Below are 17,203 nucleotides of genomic sequence, written 5' to 3' on the forward strand. Positions count from 1 at the left end.
TTTCAACCGCATTTTTCGGTTTTCTATGGGTTCAGAGTTTCATATACCATTTGAGAAAGTTCATGCATGTCGCTGTAAACGCCTTCCTCACTGTCAAATTCCCGGGTCATAATACACAGGATAAAATCTGTTTCTTCTCCGTATACAATCGCCACATCATGCTGTACATCCGAGGTTTCTCCCGTTTTATTGGCTACCTTCGTTCCCTTTGGCAGTCCTCCCGGTATTTTTACCGTATTTTCCTGTTTCAAAAGCAAATGCAGCATACTTGCGGATTTTTCCTGACTTATGCAGCTTCCCTTATAAATCTGTTCCAGCAGCTTTCCGCAGTCCTTTACCGTTGTAACGTTATCGCCTCCATTGTCCGAATCAAAGCTGGAATAAGCAGGATGAAGCGTTGTATGTACCTCTGTATCCTCAAAACCGTTTTCTTCAAGATATGCATTGATTTTACTGCAGGCTTCTGTAAAATCCCGGTCCGCCGACTGTAGTTTCACCAGTTCATTGTATGCTTCATTATCTGACACTGTAATCATTTCTTCTAACAGTCTTCCCACCTCTTCTACCGCTGCCTCTTCACTGTCCGCATACGCTTTCTCATGCTCCAGTATTTCTCCCATATTTTCATAAGACGCCGCCATTGCAAAGAGCTTTATCAGACTTGCCGGATACATGGGAGTATTATTCACGACGATTTCGTTGTCATAATTCATTTCCTGAATATAAACGCTCCACTCGCCGGAAAAATCACTCAACAGGTTTTCCACATCTTCCTTTAGGTTTTCCATAACCTGCACCTGCTCTTCTTCCGCTTCCTGATGCGCATCCTTACGTTCTTGTTTTCTTTCTTCCTCTGCCTTTTCTTTGGCAGCCTGTTCCTCTTTCTTCTGCTGGATTTCTTTCTGCTCTGCTTTTTCCGCCCTTATCACACAGGCACTGTAAATGCCAACGCCTACCCCTGCCAGGGCAATTACTGTCAAAGCTATTCTCTTTTTCAGTATCTGCCGTCTCAGCATTGCCTTTTTTCTACGGCGTCTTAACCGTTCCTGTTCTTCCGTCATCTTTCTGTGCTCCCTCTATTTTTCCAGATATTGCAAAATATTTCTAAAAACTTCTTCTTTCCCCTGTTCATTGAGAATCTCATGGCGCATGCCCGGATATCTTTTTCCCGTCACCTTCTGATACCCCACTGCTTTCAAAAACTGCAGTTCCTGCACAAATTTTCTGCCGTTTCCAATACAGGGGTCTTCCTCGCCTCCCAGAAACAATATGGGAAGCTTTTGGTTTCTGACATTCCATCCTTTTTTGCTATAGGCGCTTTTCATCAGATGAAACAGACTCTCAAATCCATCTGCGGTAAACACAAAGCCGCAAAGCGGAGATTGGTCATAGGCTTCTACCACTTTTTCATCTGAACATATCCATGCAGAAGGACTTCCTTCTTTCCTGAATCTGGACGCAAACGGTCCGAAGGCCAGCAGCTGAATTTCTTTGCTCCTGTAACTGCCGCCTCTTAGCTTTTTCTGGACTTTTGCCAGCCAAAGCCCTGCATCCACTGCCGGATTTTTGCTGGGAGGCCCTGTAAGAACCAGTTTATCCAGTTCTTCATCATACTGTTTCAGGTAATTCCTGGCCACTAATGTTCCCATACTGTGTCCCAGCATATAAAAGGGCAGACCTGCAAACCTATCTTTTGCCCACCTGGTAACCTGATGTAAATCTTCTATAATTCCTTTTTCTTTTGTATTATAAAAATATCCCAGGTCTTCTTTTTCCCTTACGCTGCCTCCATGCCCTCTGTGGTCGTGAATCACAGCCGCATATCCATGTCCTGCCAGAAATTTCATGAAAGGAAGATATCTTTCTTTATGTTCACTCATACCATGAGAAATCTGTACTACACCTCTTACCTTTTTCTCCGGCTCTGTCCAAAGCACAGACAGGGTAAGCCCATCCTGTTTGGAAATGAGTTCTGCTGTATTTTGTATCATCAAATCGCCTCCATTCCCTTAATTTTTCTCACGAACTCTTTCAAAACCTAAAAAGAACCGGCGCTTCCTATGCATACAACGTATGCCTCAAAAGCGCCAGCCCCTTCCGTGTCTTAATTAATCTTCTACGATCTCCAGAACATCTGCCGGACAGGCTTTTGCACAGATACCACATGCAATACACTTGCTGCTCACCGGTGATTCTTCTGCTTTTACCATAACGCCAAATGGACAGGCTTCTACACATTTGCCACATCCTGTACAGTTCTTCTTGTTGATCATGTATACGCCCTTGGCATTCTGTGTAATTGCGCCTTCCGGACAGGCTTTCGCACATTTGCCGCACTGTACACATACCATAGGCTTTGCATCGCCCTTTTTGTCAATAATCTGGATACAGGACTTGTCCGGGTCAAACTCCTTATAAAAACTCTGAGAACATGCTCTCACACACTCCAGACATGCCATACATTTTGCACCTTTTACAACTTTCAGTTTTTTCATGGTAAAATCCTCCGCTTTCGTGATAAAATTTGTATGCGCACAGCGCATTTCAGGTTGTTATCATCTGATAATTTTACCATTTTATCGGCGATTTCTCAAGAAGATTTTCCTATATCTTATAACTTCTCTCTACAGTTTTAAGAACTGTTCTACATTCACAATAAATACTGTGGCACCGCCCACGTCAATGGTAACCGGAGGTGCAGCATATCCCAGAACAGGTCCCTTGCTTCCGGCTGAATAAGACGGCGTAATCATGACTTCTTTTCTTCTGGAACACTCTTCCTTAATAATTTCCAGGACAGTATCCACTTTTTCATCTTCCGTACCAATCATCAGTGTGGCATTGCCTTTTCTCAGAAATCCACCGGTACTGGACAGCTTTGTTATGCTGATTTTCTCTTTATTCAACCGCTCTATCACAAATCCTTCGTCTTCTTTTCGTACAATGGCAAATATCATTTTCATAAGCCCATACCTCCTTCATCCTTTCGGATTCTGCCTGTTTGTGCACAGGTATTTTTCTATGAGGCTTATTATACCACATTTTACATCTTTAGGCAAAACAAAAAAGCCCCTGTATCCCAGGAACTTTTATACAAAAAAGCGCGAGACGGGACTCGAACCCGCGGCCTCGACCTTGGCAAGGTCGCGCTCCACCAACTGAGCCACTCGCGCATATTGTGTTTTGAGGTGTTATCTCAAGCACAAGACATAATATACTATAAAACTTTTTGTTTGTCAACTATAATTTTAAAATTTTTTTAACTCATTTTCTGAACCTTACAAAAACAAGAGCCAAACGGGATATTGCTTAACCGCAGCATCCCGCTTCAGGTACGCAAAATAGCGCTGAGCACATATTGATTGTTCGGAAAATTCTTATGAGTAATATCTTCCAGCCGAATCAGGTCCACATCCAACCACAATTCTTCTGCCACTACCATAAGATGCGAAAACATAATGCCAAAATTCATTTCTTCATATTTCCCCATGTGACTCACAGTATGCTTTTTGGCAAACACATGAATCCGGTTATCATACACAACAAAACGCCAGGGCTGGCTGTTCATGCTGGACGGAGCCAGGCGGGCTGCCTCTAAAAGCTGCTTCATCCACTGCCTCGGCACTTCTTTATAAACACATAACTCTTTTAAATCCATCCGCTTTGCGTCTACGGCTTTTCTTGTATAGCTTCCTTTGCTCTTCCCAAAAGCCATGGTAATCATGAATTTTAAGCTGCCTTTGTGCGGGTTTCCCATCTTCGGCTTTACACTGCCCAAAAAACAGGTTCCAAGCCCTTTGGTACATAAAAAGAGCGCAAGCTGTTCCATAATATAACCTGCATTCATCTGAGCCAAATCCTTTTCTTCTGAATAAAAAGAAATATAATAAGGTGCTTTCACGCCCAGAAAGTGAATCCTCTTATTTTGCCCCTTCGTATTGTCTATAATAGAAATATCTGTGCGGATACCGGGATTCAATCCTTCAATCTGCTCATAAAACTCCCTGAGTTCCTGCAGAATTTCGCTGTTCACAGGCTCCATTTCATAGCTGCGTACAGATTTTCTTAAAAAAATTGCTTCATATAAATTCATATTCTCACCCTCAGCTTATTTGTAACAATATTGTAACATATATAATTTGAATTGCAATGCTTATTTTCTAAAATTTCTATTGACATTTGCTCTTCTCGTATGTATTATTGTATTAAGCAATTAGTACAATAATACATTGGTTAGGAGGTGTATTCTTTATGTCATGGAACCTGAATTCTGAACGTCCCATCTATGCTCAGCTTATGGAACGCATAACCCTGGACATTATTTCCGGTATCTATCCCCCCGGCTCAAAGCTTCCTTCTGTAAGAGATCTGGCTCAGGATGCCGGCGTTAATCCAAATACCATGCAGAAGGCTCTGTCCGAGCTTGAACGAACCGGACTGCTTTTCAGTCAGAGAACCAGCGGACGTTTTGTCACGGAGGAATTAACTATGATAGAAAAAATCAAGACAGAACTGGCCTCTGAGCAGGTCAGAGAATTTCTGGAAAAAATGAGAAACATTGGTTTTGACAAAGAAACCACCCTGCAGCTGATTCAGCAGGCAGATGAAGAAGAAAAAGAAACAAAAAAGGAGGATTACACATGAAACCCATTTTGGAATGTCAAAATTTAACGAAGCGCTATGGCACAAAAACCGCTTTAGACAGCCTGAATCTTTCCCTGGAGCGCGGAAAAATCATTGGTCTTCTGGGTCCTAACGGCAGCGGCAAAACTACACTCATCAAACTGCTCAATGGACTTCTGACTCCCAGCGAAGGACGCATTTTTGTAGATGGACGAACTCCCGGAGTGGAAACCAAAAAGATCGTCTCTTACCTTCCCGAACGTACCTATCTGAATTCCTGGATGAAGGTCTGTGATATCATTGATTATTTTCGGGATTTTTATGAGGATTTTGATAAAAGCCGGGCCTATGATATGCTGCAGAAGCTGAATATCAATCCTTCCGACCAGCTTCGCTCCATGTCCAAGGGAACCAAAGAAAAGGTACAGCTGATTCTGGTTATGAGCCGCCGGGCCAGTCTTTACTGTCTGGACGAGCCCATTGCCGGTGTAGACCCTGCCACAAGAGATTACATTCTCTCTACCATTCTTAATAATTATGATGAAAATGCCACGATTCTCATTTCCACTCACTTGATTTCCGATGTAGAAAACATACTGGATGACGTGGTCTTTATCCAAAACGGACGAATCCGGCTTACAGACAGTGTGGAAAATATTCGCTTCCAACAGGGAAAATCCGTGGATACTTTATTCCGGGAGGTGTTCAAATGTTAAAAAAATTGTTTAAATATGACTGGAAATCCGTTTCCCTGCTTTTGTTTATTCTTCACGGGATACTTCTTTTCTATACATTAATCGGACGAATCGGTATTTCCATTGCCATGTCCCAAAGTGCCAGCCATGTTATAACCGAAGATTCTGCTCAGGTTTTTGGCATTGTAGGTATGCTTTACGTTCTTGGCTTTGTTCTGTTTATCTTTGCCATCATGATTGCTACCTTCGTGTATCTGGCTGCCCGTATGCAGAAGAGCCTGTTTTCAGATGAAGGATACCTGACACACACACTGCCCGTATCTCCGGGAAAACTGCTTTTTTCTAAAATCCTGGTTTTCTGTACCTGGTCCGTGCTGGATATTCTGTGCGTCACTCTTTCCATTCTGATACTGGTTACCTACAAAGATACCTTGTCCTGGATGGTGAATGACCTGAAATCTCTGCTGGATGTACTCAGCGGCTTTACCGGAATCGAAGAACAGACTTTGATGATTCTTACCATACTGGATGCTTTGGTTCAGTTTTTTGCCTATTACACCACTTTGCTGTTTTTTGCACTCTGCCTGGGCAGCCTGTTTAAAACGCACAAAGTTCTGGGAGCCATTGTTTCCTTCTTTGGTATTAATATTGGTCTCTCTGTCATCCGGACTCTGCTCTGTTTTCTGATTCCTGGACTGAATCCTTTCACTACCATGGTTTCTTCCGGAACAGACGGTTCTGTGATAACGCAAACCTCCCTTGGAGGCAATGAACTGGCTCTAATGGGATTTTCCCTTGCCTGGGATCTGGTATTTGCAGTTTTATTTTTCCTTGGCAGCCGATACATTCTTTCCAAAAAACTGAATCTGGAGTAAACATTCCTTATTTCCGGAATGCTGCAGACAAAAAACAGGCAGATGTGCGGGACTCTCCCGTTTCTGCCTGCTTTTTATAAATTTCTTTAACTTTCTATTTTCCCTCAGCCTTTGCTTCCTTTTCCACTTCCTGAATCTGCTTATCCACATCTTTTTTGAACTCCTGCCACTTATCCGGATGTTCCACATAATACTTGGGACAGTTTTTCCCGGTCACATCATAATGGCGAATCACATCTTCAGAAGTAAGGTTAAAGCGGTAGCAGAGCCATCCGGTAAGCCGTACCAGGGAAATGTAGGTGGCATCAGTAAAAGCGCCGGACTCATCTACATGACAGCATTCAATGGACAAGGTATCTTCATTTCTGGAATTGGAAGCATATGCAATCTCAGAGCTGGGGATACACTGTACAATTTCCCCCTCAATTCCCACCACAAAATGGCTGCTTGCCTTTGTCTCATGACTGTCTTTTAACCCCTGAAAGTAATCCCGGTTGTTTTTCGCCGTTGTCCCTGGATTTGCAGTGTAATGCACCACAATTCCTTTGACTTTTTCCAGAGGAGTTCCCGGTCTGGAATATTCATTGACGTCCAGCAAATCCACCTCAAAAGGCGGCGCTCCCACAAAAGATTCATTTCTTGCCTTTAAAAGCCTTCTCTCTTCTATTTTTTCTTTTATCTGACTGACCAATAAAAACAGCAGAAGAACGGTGCAAATAGCTGCAATAAACAGCAATATATGGCGGCGTCTTTCCCGCTTTCGTCTTTGACGGCGCAATGCTCTTCTGCTCTCAAAATCAGCCGACTCTTCCTGTTTCTTTCTGCCAAACATTTTCTCTTTTGTCCTTTCTGTGTTCTGCTTTTCCGTTTTTCCTGCCTGTTGTTATAAATCCTATGATACGCAAATACAAATTTTATGTCAATAGAACACAGATATTTTGTTTATGCTGCCAAAAAATACCGCATGAACCTGCTTCCTGCTGCAAATTCATGCGGTATTTCTTATTCGTCTATACTATAGTTAGGAGCTTCTTTTGTAATATGGATATCATGAGGATGTGACTCTTTTAAGGAAGCTGCAGAAATCTTGACAAACTGTCCGCTTTCTTTCAGAGTTTCAATGTCCTTTGCACCGCAATATCCCATACCGGAACGAAGACCTCCGATAAGCTGGAATACCGTATCTTCCACATGGCCTTTGTATGCCACACGGCCTTCTACGCCTTCCGGCACCAGTTTCTTTGCGTCCTGCTGGAAGTAACGGTCTTTGCTTCCGTTTTCCATAGCGGAAATAGAACCCATGCCTCTGTAAACTTTGTATTTTCTTCCCTGATACAGTTCAAAATCTCCAGGGCTTTCATCACAGCCTGCAAAGATACTTCCCATCATACATACATTAGCGCCTGCTGCAATGGCTTTTGTCATATCTCCGGAATATTTGATTCCACCGTCTGCAATAATTGGAATTCCATATTCTTTTGCTACTGCGTAGCAGTCCATAACCGCGGTAATCTGCGGCACACCAATACCTGCAACTACACGGGTAGTACAGATAGAACCAGGACCGATTCCTACCTTAACAGCATCTACACCAGCCTCAATCAAGGCTTTTGTTGCTGCACCTGTAGCCACATTACCTGCGATTAACTGTAAATCCGGATATTTTTCTTTGATTTCGCGTACAGCCTTTAAAATATTTGCAGAATGTCCATGTGCAGAATCTACTACAATTACATCCACTCTGGCATTTACCAGCGCATCGACTCTGGCCATAACATTTGCAGTAATACCAACCGCAGCGCCGCACAGCAGTCTTCCCTGCTCATCTTTTGCGGAAAGCGGATATTTAATCTGTTTTTCAATGTCTTTAATAGTAATAAGTCCTTTTAAATTGAAGTTGTCGTCTACAATAGGAAGTTTTTCTTTTCTGGATTTTGCAAGGATTTTCTTGGCTTCTTCCAGGGTTACACCTTCTTTTGCAGTTACCAGATTTTCAGAAGTCATACATTCTTTGATTTTTCTGGAGAAATCTTCTTCAAACTTTAAATCACGGTTTGTAATAATACCAACCAGTTTTTTTCCTTCTGTAATAGGAACACCTGAAATGCGGAATTTTGCCATAAGGTCATTGGCGTCTGCCAGTGTATGTTCCGGTGATAAATAGAATGGGTCTGTGATAACACCGTTTTCAGAACGTTTTACCTTATCTACCTCTTCTGCCTGTTCCTCAATTGTCATATTTTTGTGGATAATACCAATACCGCCCTGTCTTGCCATGGCAATTGCCATCCGGTGTTCTGTAACAGTATCCATACCTGCACTCATCATCGGAATATTCAATTTTACTTTTTTTGTCAGCCATGTTGCCAATTCAACCTGATTCGGTATTACCTCTGAATATGCAGGAACTAACAGCACGTCGTCAAAAGTAATGCCTTCACCAATAATCTTACCCATTTCTGTTCTCCCTTCGTTTCATTTATAGTATAGTAATATAACAAATTACGACAAGCCTGTCAATCTAAAAAAACTTTGCGCGGACAGCTTTTCTGAATGTTTTCAAGAAGCTGGGCATCCGGCTCAAGCAGGACTTTATACAGTTCTTTTTCATCTGGAATAAACATTGCAAATACTTTGTGATTGGGATTTCCCGAAGAAAAATCCAGCACCTTTGCTCTGGTATTATGATTCTGGTATTCCAGTCTGTGGGAATTCACCGGTGCCATAATATCCATTTTGCCCAAATCAAAGCTTTGGGCACGTTTTCTTTTAGCCTTGGACATAATCTTATCAATATCCAATTCTCCATTTACAAATACATACTCATATTCCAAATCCAGCTTTGGAAGAATGAAGTATGCCGCGATTCCAAGCGCCAGTGTTAAAATCCATGCAATGGGAATAAGCAGCCCCGCTGCAGCCGTAATGGCAATGGCTGCAATCATCAGGATCTTAATGGCCTTGTCTTTTCCAGTCTGCTCTTTTTTAATAAGCAGCTCTGAATACAAGTCTGTCATCTCAAGTTCCTCCTATATTTCCTATGTATTCTGATAAGTAGTGTAGCACAAATAAACCGGGGTTGCAAGAAAGGAAAAGCCGGTGTTCCAACTTTTGAACACCGGCTTTTCCTTTTTTATTTACATCATTCCCATTCCTGGAGCGCCTGCCGGCATAGCCGGAGTTTCTTCCTTAATTGTGGAAACAACAGATTCTGTTGTCAGTAATGTACCTGCAACGCTTGTTGCGTTCTGCAGTGCACTTCTTGTAACTTTTGCAGGGTCCAAAATACCTTTTTTCACCATGTCTACATATTCTTCATGTAAAGCATCAAATCCTGTACCAACTTCGGATTCTCTGACTTTATTGATAATCACAGCGCCTTCCAGACCTGCATTTGCTGCAATGTGGAACAGCGGAGCTTCCAGAGCTTTCAGAACAACTTTAGCGCCTGTCTTTTCATCACCTTCCAGAGTATCTACAACTTTAGCCACTTCTTTGGAAGCATGGATATAAGCAGAACCGCCGCCTGCAATAATACCTTCTTCTACTGCTGCTCTTGTTGCGTTTAAAGCATCCTCCATACGAAGTTTTGCTTCTTTCATCTCTGTCTCTGTTGCAGCGCCTACGCGGATAACAGCAACACCGCCAGCCAGTTTTGCAAGTCTCTCCTGCAGTTTTTCTTTATCAAATTCAGATGTTGTCTCAGCAATCTGGTGTTTAATCTGAGCAACTCTTGCAGCGATTTCTTCTTTATCGCCAAGACCGTCTACGATAACCGTAGTTTCTTTCTGTACTTTCACAGATTTTGCACGGCCTAACTGTTCCATGGTTACGTCTTTTAATTCCAGTCCCAGTTCATCAGAAATCACAGTACCGTTTGTCAAAACTGCAATATCTTTGAGCATTTCTTTTCTTCTGTCCCCGTATCCCGGAGCTTTCACTGCACATACAGAGAAGGTTCCTCTTAATTTGTTTACGATTAAAGTAGTTAACGCTTCACCTTCAATGTCTTCTGCAATAATCAGAAGCTTTGCGCCAGTCTTTACAATCTGTTCCAGAACCGGAAGCAAATCCTGAATGTTTGAGATTTTCTTATCTGTAATCAAAATGTATGGATCATCCAAAACGGTTTCCATTTTGTCCATGTCTGTAGCCATGTATGCAGAAATATAACCGCGGTCAAACTGCATACCTTCTACTAAATCCAGTTCTGTTTTCATTGTTTTGGATTCTTCGATTGTGATAACACCGTCTTTGCTGACTTTTTCCATAGCTTCTGCTACCATTTCGCCAACTTCGTCATCACCTGCAGAAATGGCTGCAACTCTTGCAATCTGGTCTCTGCCTTCAATGTTAGAACTCATATTCTGGATAGCTTCCACTGCTGCTTCTGTAGCTTTTTTCATACCTTTTCTCAAGATAATCGGGTTTGCGCCTGCAGCCAGGTTTTTCATTCCTTCGTGAACCATAGCCTGAGCCAGAACAGTAGCAGTTGTAGTACCGTCACCAGCTACATCATTGGTCTTTGCAGCAACTTCTTTGATAAGCTGTGCGCCCATGTTTTCAAAGCCGTCTTCCAGTTCGATTTCTTTTGCAATCGTAACACCGTCGTTTGTGATTAATGGTGCGCCGAAAGATTTATCCAGAACTACGTTTCTTCCTTTTGGTCCTAAAGTTACTCTTACAGTATCTGCTAATTTATTTACGCCAGCTTCCAGGGCTGCTCTTGCCTCTGCTCCATATTTAATTTCCTTTGCCATGATGACATTCCTCCTAAATTAATCTTTAAATTTACTGTTGTCTTTTCTTATCTGTTTGCAAAGTTTATTTTACTACAGCCAGAATATCGTTCTGCTTTACAATGATATATTCTTCTCCGTCCAGTTTTACCTCTGTTCCGGCATATTTGGAATAGATAACCTGGTCGCCTGCTGCAACTTCCATTTTCACTTCTTTTCCGTCTACAACTCCGCCAGGACCAACTGCAACAACTTCTGCCTGCTGTGGTTTTTCCTGAGCCTGACCCGGCAGTACAATACCTGATTTGGTTGTCTCTTCTGCAACTAACTGTTTTAATACAACTCTGTCTCCTAATGGTACTAACTTCATATCTATTTCCTCCTTAATCATTCCTGTCTTTTGTTATTAGCACTCATTTCTATCGAGTGCTAACCGATAGTCATATATTAGTTAATTTAAGACATTTTCGCAAGCGGATACATGAACCTATTTCTCCCACTTTACTCTTTATATCTCTTATTTTCATTTATTTTCTCACTATATTTCACTTTTTCTTTTTTGTGCAGATTTTATATTTAGTTTATAAACAAAAAGCTGCCGCCTAAAACAGCCTTCTGCAAATCCCACAGAATTTTTCTCGGCTCTTTTAAGCGTCAGCCCTGTTTACGGTTCTGTTACTGCTTTTTTTACCAGCTTCCGTTTCTTGATTTCTTCCAGTTCGTCGAAAATCACTTCATTTAATACCTTGATATAAGTCCCCTTCATACCGGAGGAACGTGATTCAATGACTCCGGCGCTTTCAAATTTCCGCAGTGCATTCACAATAACGGAACGGGTAATCCCCACTCTGTCTGCAATTTTGCTGGCTACCAGGATTCCCTCATCGCCATCCAGTTCGTCAAAAATATGAATAATCGCTTCCAGTTCTGAAAAAGACAAGGTATTAAAAGCTGATTTTACCACCTGAATTTTCCGGTTCTCCTCTGCATTTTCCTCATGCACAGAACGCATCATCTCCAGCCCCACAACCGTTGTTCCATATTCACTGACAATAATGTCTTCAATATCATATGGTTTCTGGCTGCGGTACATGAACAGTGTTCCCAGACGCTCTCCCGCAATATCAATGGGACTGATAATGGCCATATACTGTCCAATCTGCTGGCCTTCAAATCCCAGTGTCTGCAGATTTACATTTTCTTTTGTAGACAGCACTCCCAGCAGTCTTTCATTTAAAAGTTTATCAATATAGCCCCCTACCTCACTGTCTATCAATTCCGTAATACGCTCTATGCCGGGGCAGGTTCCCACACCCAGGACTTTTCCCTTCCTGCTCATGACCAGAATGTTGGAATCTAATGTCTCTACCATAACCTCACAGATATCATTGAAAAGTACCTTTGATGCGTGGTTGTTGTGAAGAAGTTTATTGATTTTTCTAGTCTTGTCTAATAATTGTACGCTCATGGCGAACCTCCTCTCCTTTTTACCTCATAGTGTCTGTTCCGGTGGCAAAATCATAAATTACCGTTACGAATCCTCTTCTTCTAACCATTTTAACATACAATATTCTTTAAAGCAACGTGTAGTTTTGCTATTTTCAGTCTTTTCTATAGTTTTTCTAATAATTCCTATTACTGAAACAATGAAGCTTAACCAATGGCAGAAAAACAGCCTGACGTGGATTCAGACGCCAGGCTGTCTCATTCTTTTTATTTATTTGGCGCTTCTGCGGTTTCTTTTGGTTTCATCATTACATAACCGCAGTGCTCGTCCGCACATACCAGTTTACTGCCTTTTTCCAGCATATAGCCTCCACAGGACGGACACTTCTCTTTTGACGGCTTCTGCCAGGACATGAACTCACATTCCGGATTGTTTTCACATCCGTAATACAGACGTCCTTTTTTGCTTCGCTTCACCACGACCTCTTTGCCGCAGAGCGGACAGGCTACCCCTATTTTCTCCAGATACGGTTTGGTATTCTTACAGTCCGGGAAACCGGGACATGCCAGGAATTTTCCATGGGGGCCGTATTTAATAACCATATTCCGTCCGCACTGTTCACAAACAACATCTGTAACCTCGTCCTCAATCTTCACCTGCTCCAGTTCTTTCTGCGCTGTCTTTACGGCTTCATCTAAGTCCGGATAGAAGTTTCGGATTACGGTTTTCCACTCTACCTTGCCTTCTCCCACACAGTCCAGAAGTTCCTCCATAGTGGCTGTAAAGTTTACGTCTACAATACTTGGGAAAGCCTCTTTCATAATCTTATTGACTACTTCTCCCAATTCTGTCATGTACAGATTCTTATTTTCCTTTGCTACATACCGTCTGGCTATGATAGTGGTAATGGTTGGCGCATAGGTACTCGGCCTTCCGATACCCAGTTCTTCCAGCGTTTTTACAAGGGCGGCCTCTGTGTAATGAGCCGGCGGCTGGGTAAAATGTTGCTGTTCCTTAAATCCCTTTAGACCGATTTTTGTATTTTCATCTATACTTTTCACTAACAGCTGGGTTTCTGCTTTGCCATCCTCGTCCTGGGTATAGACAGCCATAAAACCGTCAAATTTCAGCTTTGACGCAGCCACTGTAAAATAATATTCCCCTCCCTGGATTTTCACAGAAGTTGTCTCATAAGCAGCCTGCTGCATTCTGCTGGCTGCAAACCGTTTCCAGATAAGCTGATACAGTCTGTACTGGTCTCTGGACAGCGATTCTTTTACAGACAGCGGAAGTCTTCGGATATCTGTTGGACGAATGGCTTCATGAGCGTCCTGAATTTTCTTTTTGCTGTCATTTTTCTTTTCTGCAGTAGCCGCATAAGCTTCTCCGTACTCAGAGATAATGTACTCTCTTGCTGTTGCGTCTGCTTCCTCGGAAATACGGGTGGAATCTGTACGCAGGTAGGTGATAATACCAATGGTGCCGCTGCCCTTAATGTCCACGCCTTCGTATAGCTGCTGTGCCAGGCGCATGGTTTTCTGTGTGGAGAAGTTCAGAACCTTGGACGCCTCCTGCTGCAGGGTACTGGTGGTAAACGGAAGGGGAGCTTTTTTGCTTCTCTCGCCCTTTTTGACCTCTGCTACCTTGTAATCCACGCCATCCAGTTCTTTTAAAATCTTGTCCAGTTCTTCTCTGGAATGAATGCCCAGCTTCTTATTTTTGTTTCCATAGAATTTTGCAACGAGCGGCTTTTTCTCTCCATCCACAGAAAATTCTGCATCAAGAGACCAGTATTCTTCCGGAATGAAATTGTTGATTTCTTCTTCCCTGTCTCCGATAATCCGCAGCGCCACAGACTGTACGCGGCCTGCGCTGAGACCTCTCTTTACTTTTGCCCACAATACCGGACTGATTTCATATCCCACCATGCGGTCCAGGATACGTCTGGTCTGCTGAGCGTCTACCAAATCCATTTTAATGTCTCTGGCCTGTTTAATGGATGCTTTTACCGCTGTTTTGGTAATCTCATTAAAGGTAATTCTGCGCATTTTTTTCTCATCCAGCTTCAGTGCGTTGGACAAGTGCCAGGAAATTGCTTCTCCTTCCCGGTCGGGGTCCGTTGCCAGATAAACTTTATCCGCTTTTTTTGCCGCTTTTCTCAGCGCTGCCAGAATATCTCCTTTTCCCCGGATTGTAATGTATTTTGGTTCAAAGTCATGCTCTACGTCAATTCCAAGCTGGCTTTTCGGCAAATCCCGCACATGACCGTTCGATGCCATTACCTCATAATTAGAGCCCAGAAATTTTTTAATTGTCTTTACTTTTGCCGGTGATTCTACAATCACTAGATATTTCGCCATGTCATCCTCCTGCTCTGGCATAATAATTTTTTACCGGCTCCTCAATAAGCCCATCTAATTCCAATTTCAGTAAACTCTCTGTAATTTCACTTGTTTTCAGAGGAATTTCCTGAAAGATTTCTTCTATATTTTTAGGTTGTAAATCGAGACAACTATACACCATTTCTTCTCTGCTTGCAAGCCCAATCTTTTTTTTCTCCCTGAAATCCCCATTCTTCTCTCCCTGTTTCTGGCCATAAATCTGCAATTCACTTAAAACTGCTTCCACAGAATCCGCCACTCCGGCCCCGTCTGCCAGAAGCCGGTTGCAGCCCTCGCTGAGTGCATCCCCCACCCGTCCCGGCAGGGCAAAAACGGCTTTTCCCTGTTCCAGTCCGCAGTTCGCTGTAATCAGAGAACCGCTTTTCTTTCTGGCCTCCACCACCAGTATCAAATCCGCCAGAGCGCTGATTATCCTGTTTCTCCTTGGAAAATTTCCGGCATAGGGTGGTGTTCCTTGGGGAAACTCGGACAAAATGCCTCCGCCGCCACTCACTATCCGCTGATACAAGTCTTGATTCTGCCTGGGATAACAGATATCCACCCCACAGCCCAAAACGGCAAAGGTTGCGCCGCCTGCGTCCAAAGCGCCTCTGTGGGCACAGCCGTCAATCCCTCTGGCCAGGCCGCTGATTATCTGTACTCCGTATCCGGCCAGGGCTTTGGCAAACTCATAGGCCTGATAAGCCCCGTAGCGGCTGCAGGTTCTGGCTCCTACAATGGCCACACTTTTTTTCCCGACATCCGGCAACTGTCCTTTCACGTACAAAACGCCCGGCATCTTATCATAATCCCGGAGTTTTGCCGGAAATTCCTTTTCCAATGCAGTATAACAACAAATCTTTTCTTTTCGTTCCATATAAAAATCCCTTTCTCCTATTTCCGGTATTTGTCATCTAAGGTCCGGTAAAACACAGCCTCACTGATATGAGGCTCCCTGATAAGCTCCTCTTTGTCCAAATCCGCTATGGTTCTGGCTGTCTTTAAAATCTTATGATACCCTCTTACGCTTAAATTCATTTTTTCATAGGCTTTTTTCAGCAGCCTTTCTCCCTCCCTGTCCATCTGGCAGTACTTCTCAGTTTCCCTTCCGCCAAGAGAACCATTGAAACAGATTTTCTCCTCCCCGTAACGTGCTTTCTGAATCTCATGAACCCGCTGCACCTCTCTGCGGATTTCCAGCGAAGTTTTTCCTCTTTCTCTCCTCCAGAGCTGCTGGGAGGGAACGTCCTTTACCTCCGTACACAAATCAAACCTATCCAAAAGGGGGCTGCTGATTCGCCCCAGGTATCTGGCAACTTCTCCCTCCGTACAGGAACACCGGTTTCGGTCCGGGTAGTAACCACACGGGCAAGGGTTCATGGCAGCAACCAATAAAAAATGAGACGGAAATTCATACGTTCCATTCAAACGGGAAATACAAATTTTATGCGCTTCCAAAGGCTGTCGCAGAACCTCCAGAGCCATCCGGGAAAATTCCGGCAGTTCATCTAAAAAAAGGACGCCCTTATGTGCCAGAGTAATTTCTCCCGGCCGCGGAATTCTCCCTCCTCCTGCCAGCGCTGTGGGGGAAATGGTGTGATGCGGCGCGCGGAAAGGACGTTTTTTCAAAACAGGTTTTGTACTGGATAAAAGTCCGGCCGCACTGTATATTCCGGAAACTTCCATGCCTTCTTCCCTGGAAAGCCCCGGAAAAATTCCGGGAATCCGGCTGGCTATCATAGTTTTCCCTGCACCTCTGCTGCCTATCAGCAGCAGATTATGAAACCCGGCTGCCGCAATCACTGCCGCCCGCTTGGCTGCCTCCTGACCGAAAATATCAGAAAGATCCTCTTCCGGTTTTTCTTCCTGATACTCCCATTTCTTAGGCGGATTTTTCACAGCGCCCCAATCCGGGCGTCCGGCACACTCCAACAGTTCCCGGAGACTCCCTACTCCCAGAATGGGAATGTTGTCAAGAAACTCTGTCTCCTTTAAATTTTCCCGGGGAATAATGCAAAGACGGCACCCTGCCTTTGCTGCAGTATCCACAATGGGCAAAATCCCCTGTACCCCTTTTACCTCTCCATTCAGACTCAATTCCCCCACCATGCAGATGTCCCTTACCTGTTCCGCTTCCAGGCTGCCAAAAGCGCATAAAAGAGCCGCTGCAATGGGCAAATCAAATCCTGTCCCCTCCTTTCGGATATCCGCCGGAGACAGATTTACGGTAATCCGCCTGGCCGGAAAAGAAAACCCCGTATTTTTCAGTGCTGTCCTGACACGTTCCTGTGCCTCCTTCACCCTGGAAGACAAATACCCTACCATGGAAAACAGCGGCAGTCCATTGCTGACATCTGCTTCTACCTTCACTGGAATACAGGATACCCCTGAAATAACTGCTGAAATTATACTGCTGAACATAAGCAATACCTCCCAAACTGCA

General features: G+C 43.5%; 17 protein-coding genes and 1 tRNA gene. 3 read left to right on the plus strand and 15 right to left on the minus strand.

What is annotated here, in order from left to right:
* Positions 1 to 23 precede the first annotated feature (23 nt).
* The 6 genes from WKT17_RS07380 to WKT17_RS07405 all read right to left on the minus strand — a co-directional run bounded on the left by WKT17_RS07380 (position 24) and on the right by WKT17_RS07405 (position 4,093).
* Positions 24 to 1,061 (minus strand): serine hydrolase, encoded by a 1,038-nt coding sequence (locus tag WKT17_RS07380; protein ID WP_173748655.1) that lies wholly within the window; start codon positions 1,059 to 1,061, stop codon positions 24 to 26.
* Positions 1,062 to 1,076: 15 nt separating this feature from the next.
* Positions 1,077 to 1,991, minus strand: a complete 915-nt coding sequence (locus tag WKT17_RS07385; RefSeq protein ID WP_291683750.1) for an alpha/beta fold hydrolase — start codon at positions 1,989 to 1,991, stop codon at positions 1,077 to 1,079.
* A 117-nt stretch (positions 1,992 to 2,108) separates the two neighbouring features.
* The gene (locus tag WKT17_RS07390) at positions 2,109 to 2,495 is read right to left on the minus strand and encodes a 4Fe-4S binding protein (RefSeq protein ID WP_173748659.1); all 387 of its coding nucleotides are present in this window, start codon (positions 2,493 to 2,495) and stop codon (positions 2,109 to 2,111) included.
* A 129-nt stretch (positions 2,496 to 2,624) separates the two neighbouring features.
* A complete protein-coding gene (locus WKT17_RS07395) occupies positions 2,625 to 2,963 on the minus strand; it encodes a cyclic-di-AMP receptor (protein ID WP_173748661.1) in 339 nt (112 codons plus the stop codon).
* Positions 2,964 to 3,100: 137 nt separating this feature from the next.
* Positions 3,101 to 3,173, minus strand: a tRNA-Gly gene (locus WKT17_RS07400).
* Between the two features lie 155 nt (positions 3,174 to 3,328).
* Positions 3,329 to 4,093 carry a nitroreductase family protein gene (locus tag WKT17_RS07405; protein ID WP_291683248.1) on the minus strand — a complete coding sequence of 255 codons (765 nt, stop codon included), beginning with the start codon at positions 4,091 to 4,093 and terminating at the stop codon, positions 3,329 to 3,331.
* Positions 4,094 to 4,251: 158 nt separating this feature from the next.
* Here WKT17_RS07405 and WKT17_RS07410 point away from each other — a divergent pair, with 158 nt between their 5' ends.
* Genes WKT17_RS07410 through WKT17_RS07420 form a run of 3 tightly spaced genes read left to right on the plus strand, consistent with a single transcriptional unit; the run spans position 4,252 to position 6,193 of the window.
* Positions 4,252 to 4,644 (plus strand): GntR family transcriptional regulator, encoded by a 393-nt coding sequence (locus WKT17_RS07410; protein WP_173748665.1) that lies wholly within the window; start codon positions 4,252 to 4,254, stop codon positions 4,642 to 4,644.
* Positions 4,641 to 5,339 (plus strand): ABC transporter ATP-binding protein, encoded by a 699-nt coding sequence (locus tag WKT17_RS07415; protein ID WP_173748667.1) that lies wholly within the window; start codon positions 4,641 to 4,643, stop codon positions 5,337 to 5,339. Before WKT17_RS07410 ends, WKT17_RS07415 begins: the two co-directional genes overlap by 4 nt.
* Positions 5,333 to 6,193: a hypothetical protein gene (locus WKT17_RS07420; RefSeq protein ID WP_173748669.1), complete on the plus strand. Its 861-nt coding sequence runs from the start codon at positions 5,333 to 5,335 to the stop codon at positions 6,191 to 6,193. Before WKT17_RS07415 ends, WKT17_RS07420 begins: the two co-directional genes overlap by 7 nt.
* Positions 6,194 to 6,287: 94 nt before the next feature.
* Here WKT17_RS07420 and WKT17_RS07425 read toward each other — a convergent pair whose 3' ends face one another.
* From WKT17_RS07425 to WKT17_RS07465, 9 genes are all read right to left on the minus strand, one after another.
* Positions 6,288 to 7,025, minus strand: coding sequence for a peptidoglycan recognition protein family protein (locus WKT17_RS07425; RefSeq protein ID WP_340272176.1), 738 nt, complete (start codon positions 7,023 to 7,025; stop codon positions 6,288 to 6,290).
* 170 nt (positions 7,026 to 7,195) lie between these two features.
* Positions 7,196 to 8,650, minus strand: coding sequence for an IMP dehydrogenase (guaB, locus tag WKT17_RS07430; RefSeq protein WP_173748671.1), 1,455 nt, complete (start codon positions 8,648 to 8,650; stop codon positions 7,196 to 7,198).
* Positions 8,651 to 8,709: 59 nt separating this feature from the next.
* Positions 8,710 to 9,210, minus strand: a complete 501-nt coding sequence (locus WKT17_RS07435; RefSeq protein WP_173748672.1) for a DUF6106 family protein — start codon at positions 9,208 to 9,210, stop codon at positions 8,710 to 8,712.
* A gap of 120 nt (positions 9,211 to 9,330) precedes the next feature.
* The gene (gene groL, locus WKT17_RS07440) at positions 9,331 to 10,953 is read right to left on the minus strand and encodes a chaperonin GroEL (protein WP_173748673.1); all 1,623 of its coding nucleotides are present in this window, start codon (positions 10,951 to 10,953) and stop codon (positions 9,331 to 9,333) included.
* 64 nt (positions 10,954 to 11,017) lie between these two features.
* Entirely contained in the window at positions 11,018 to 11,302 is a 285-nt protein-coding gene (gene groES, locus WKT17_RS07445; RefSeq protein WP_111920259.1) for a co-chaperone GroES, read from the minus strand.
* Positions 11,303 to 11,596: 294 nt separating this feature from the next.
* Complete coding sequence (gene codY, locus WKT17_RS07450; protein WP_173748674.1) at positions 11,597 to 12,400, minus strand: GTP-sensing pleiotropic transcriptional regulator CodY; 804 nt, start codon at positions 12,398 to 12,400, stop codon at positions 11,597 to 11,599.
* A 245-nt stretch (positions 12,401 to 12,645) separates the two neighbouring features.
* A complete protein-coding gene (topA, locus tag WKT17_RS07455) occupies positions 12,646 to 14,739 on the minus strand; it encodes a type I DNA topoisomerase (RefSeq protein ID WP_173748675.1) in 2,094 nt (697 codons plus the stop codon).
* A 1-nt stretch (position 14,740) separates the two neighbouring features.
* Positions 14,741 to 15,637: a DNA-processing protein DprA gene (gene dprA / locus WKT17_RS07460; RefSeq protein WP_173748676.1), complete on the minus strand. Its 897-nt coding sequence runs from the start codon at positions 15,635 to 15,637 to the stop codon at positions 14,741 to 14,743.
* A 17-nt stretch (positions 15,638 to 15,654) separates the two neighbouring features.
* The gene (locus WKT17_RS07465; protein WP_330026566.1) at positions 15,655 to 17,181 is read right to left on the minus strand and encodes a YifB family Mg chelatase-like AAA ATPase; all 1,527 of its coding nucleotides are present in this window, start codon (positions 17,179 to 17,181) and stop codon (positions 15,655 to 15,657) included.
* Between the last annotated feature and the right edge of the window lie 22 nt (positions 17,182 to 17,203).

Source organism: Blautia sp. HCN-20427, assembly GCF_037890365.1.
Classification (GTDB): Bacteria; Bacillota; Clostridia; order Lachnospirales; family Lachnospiraceae; genus Blautia.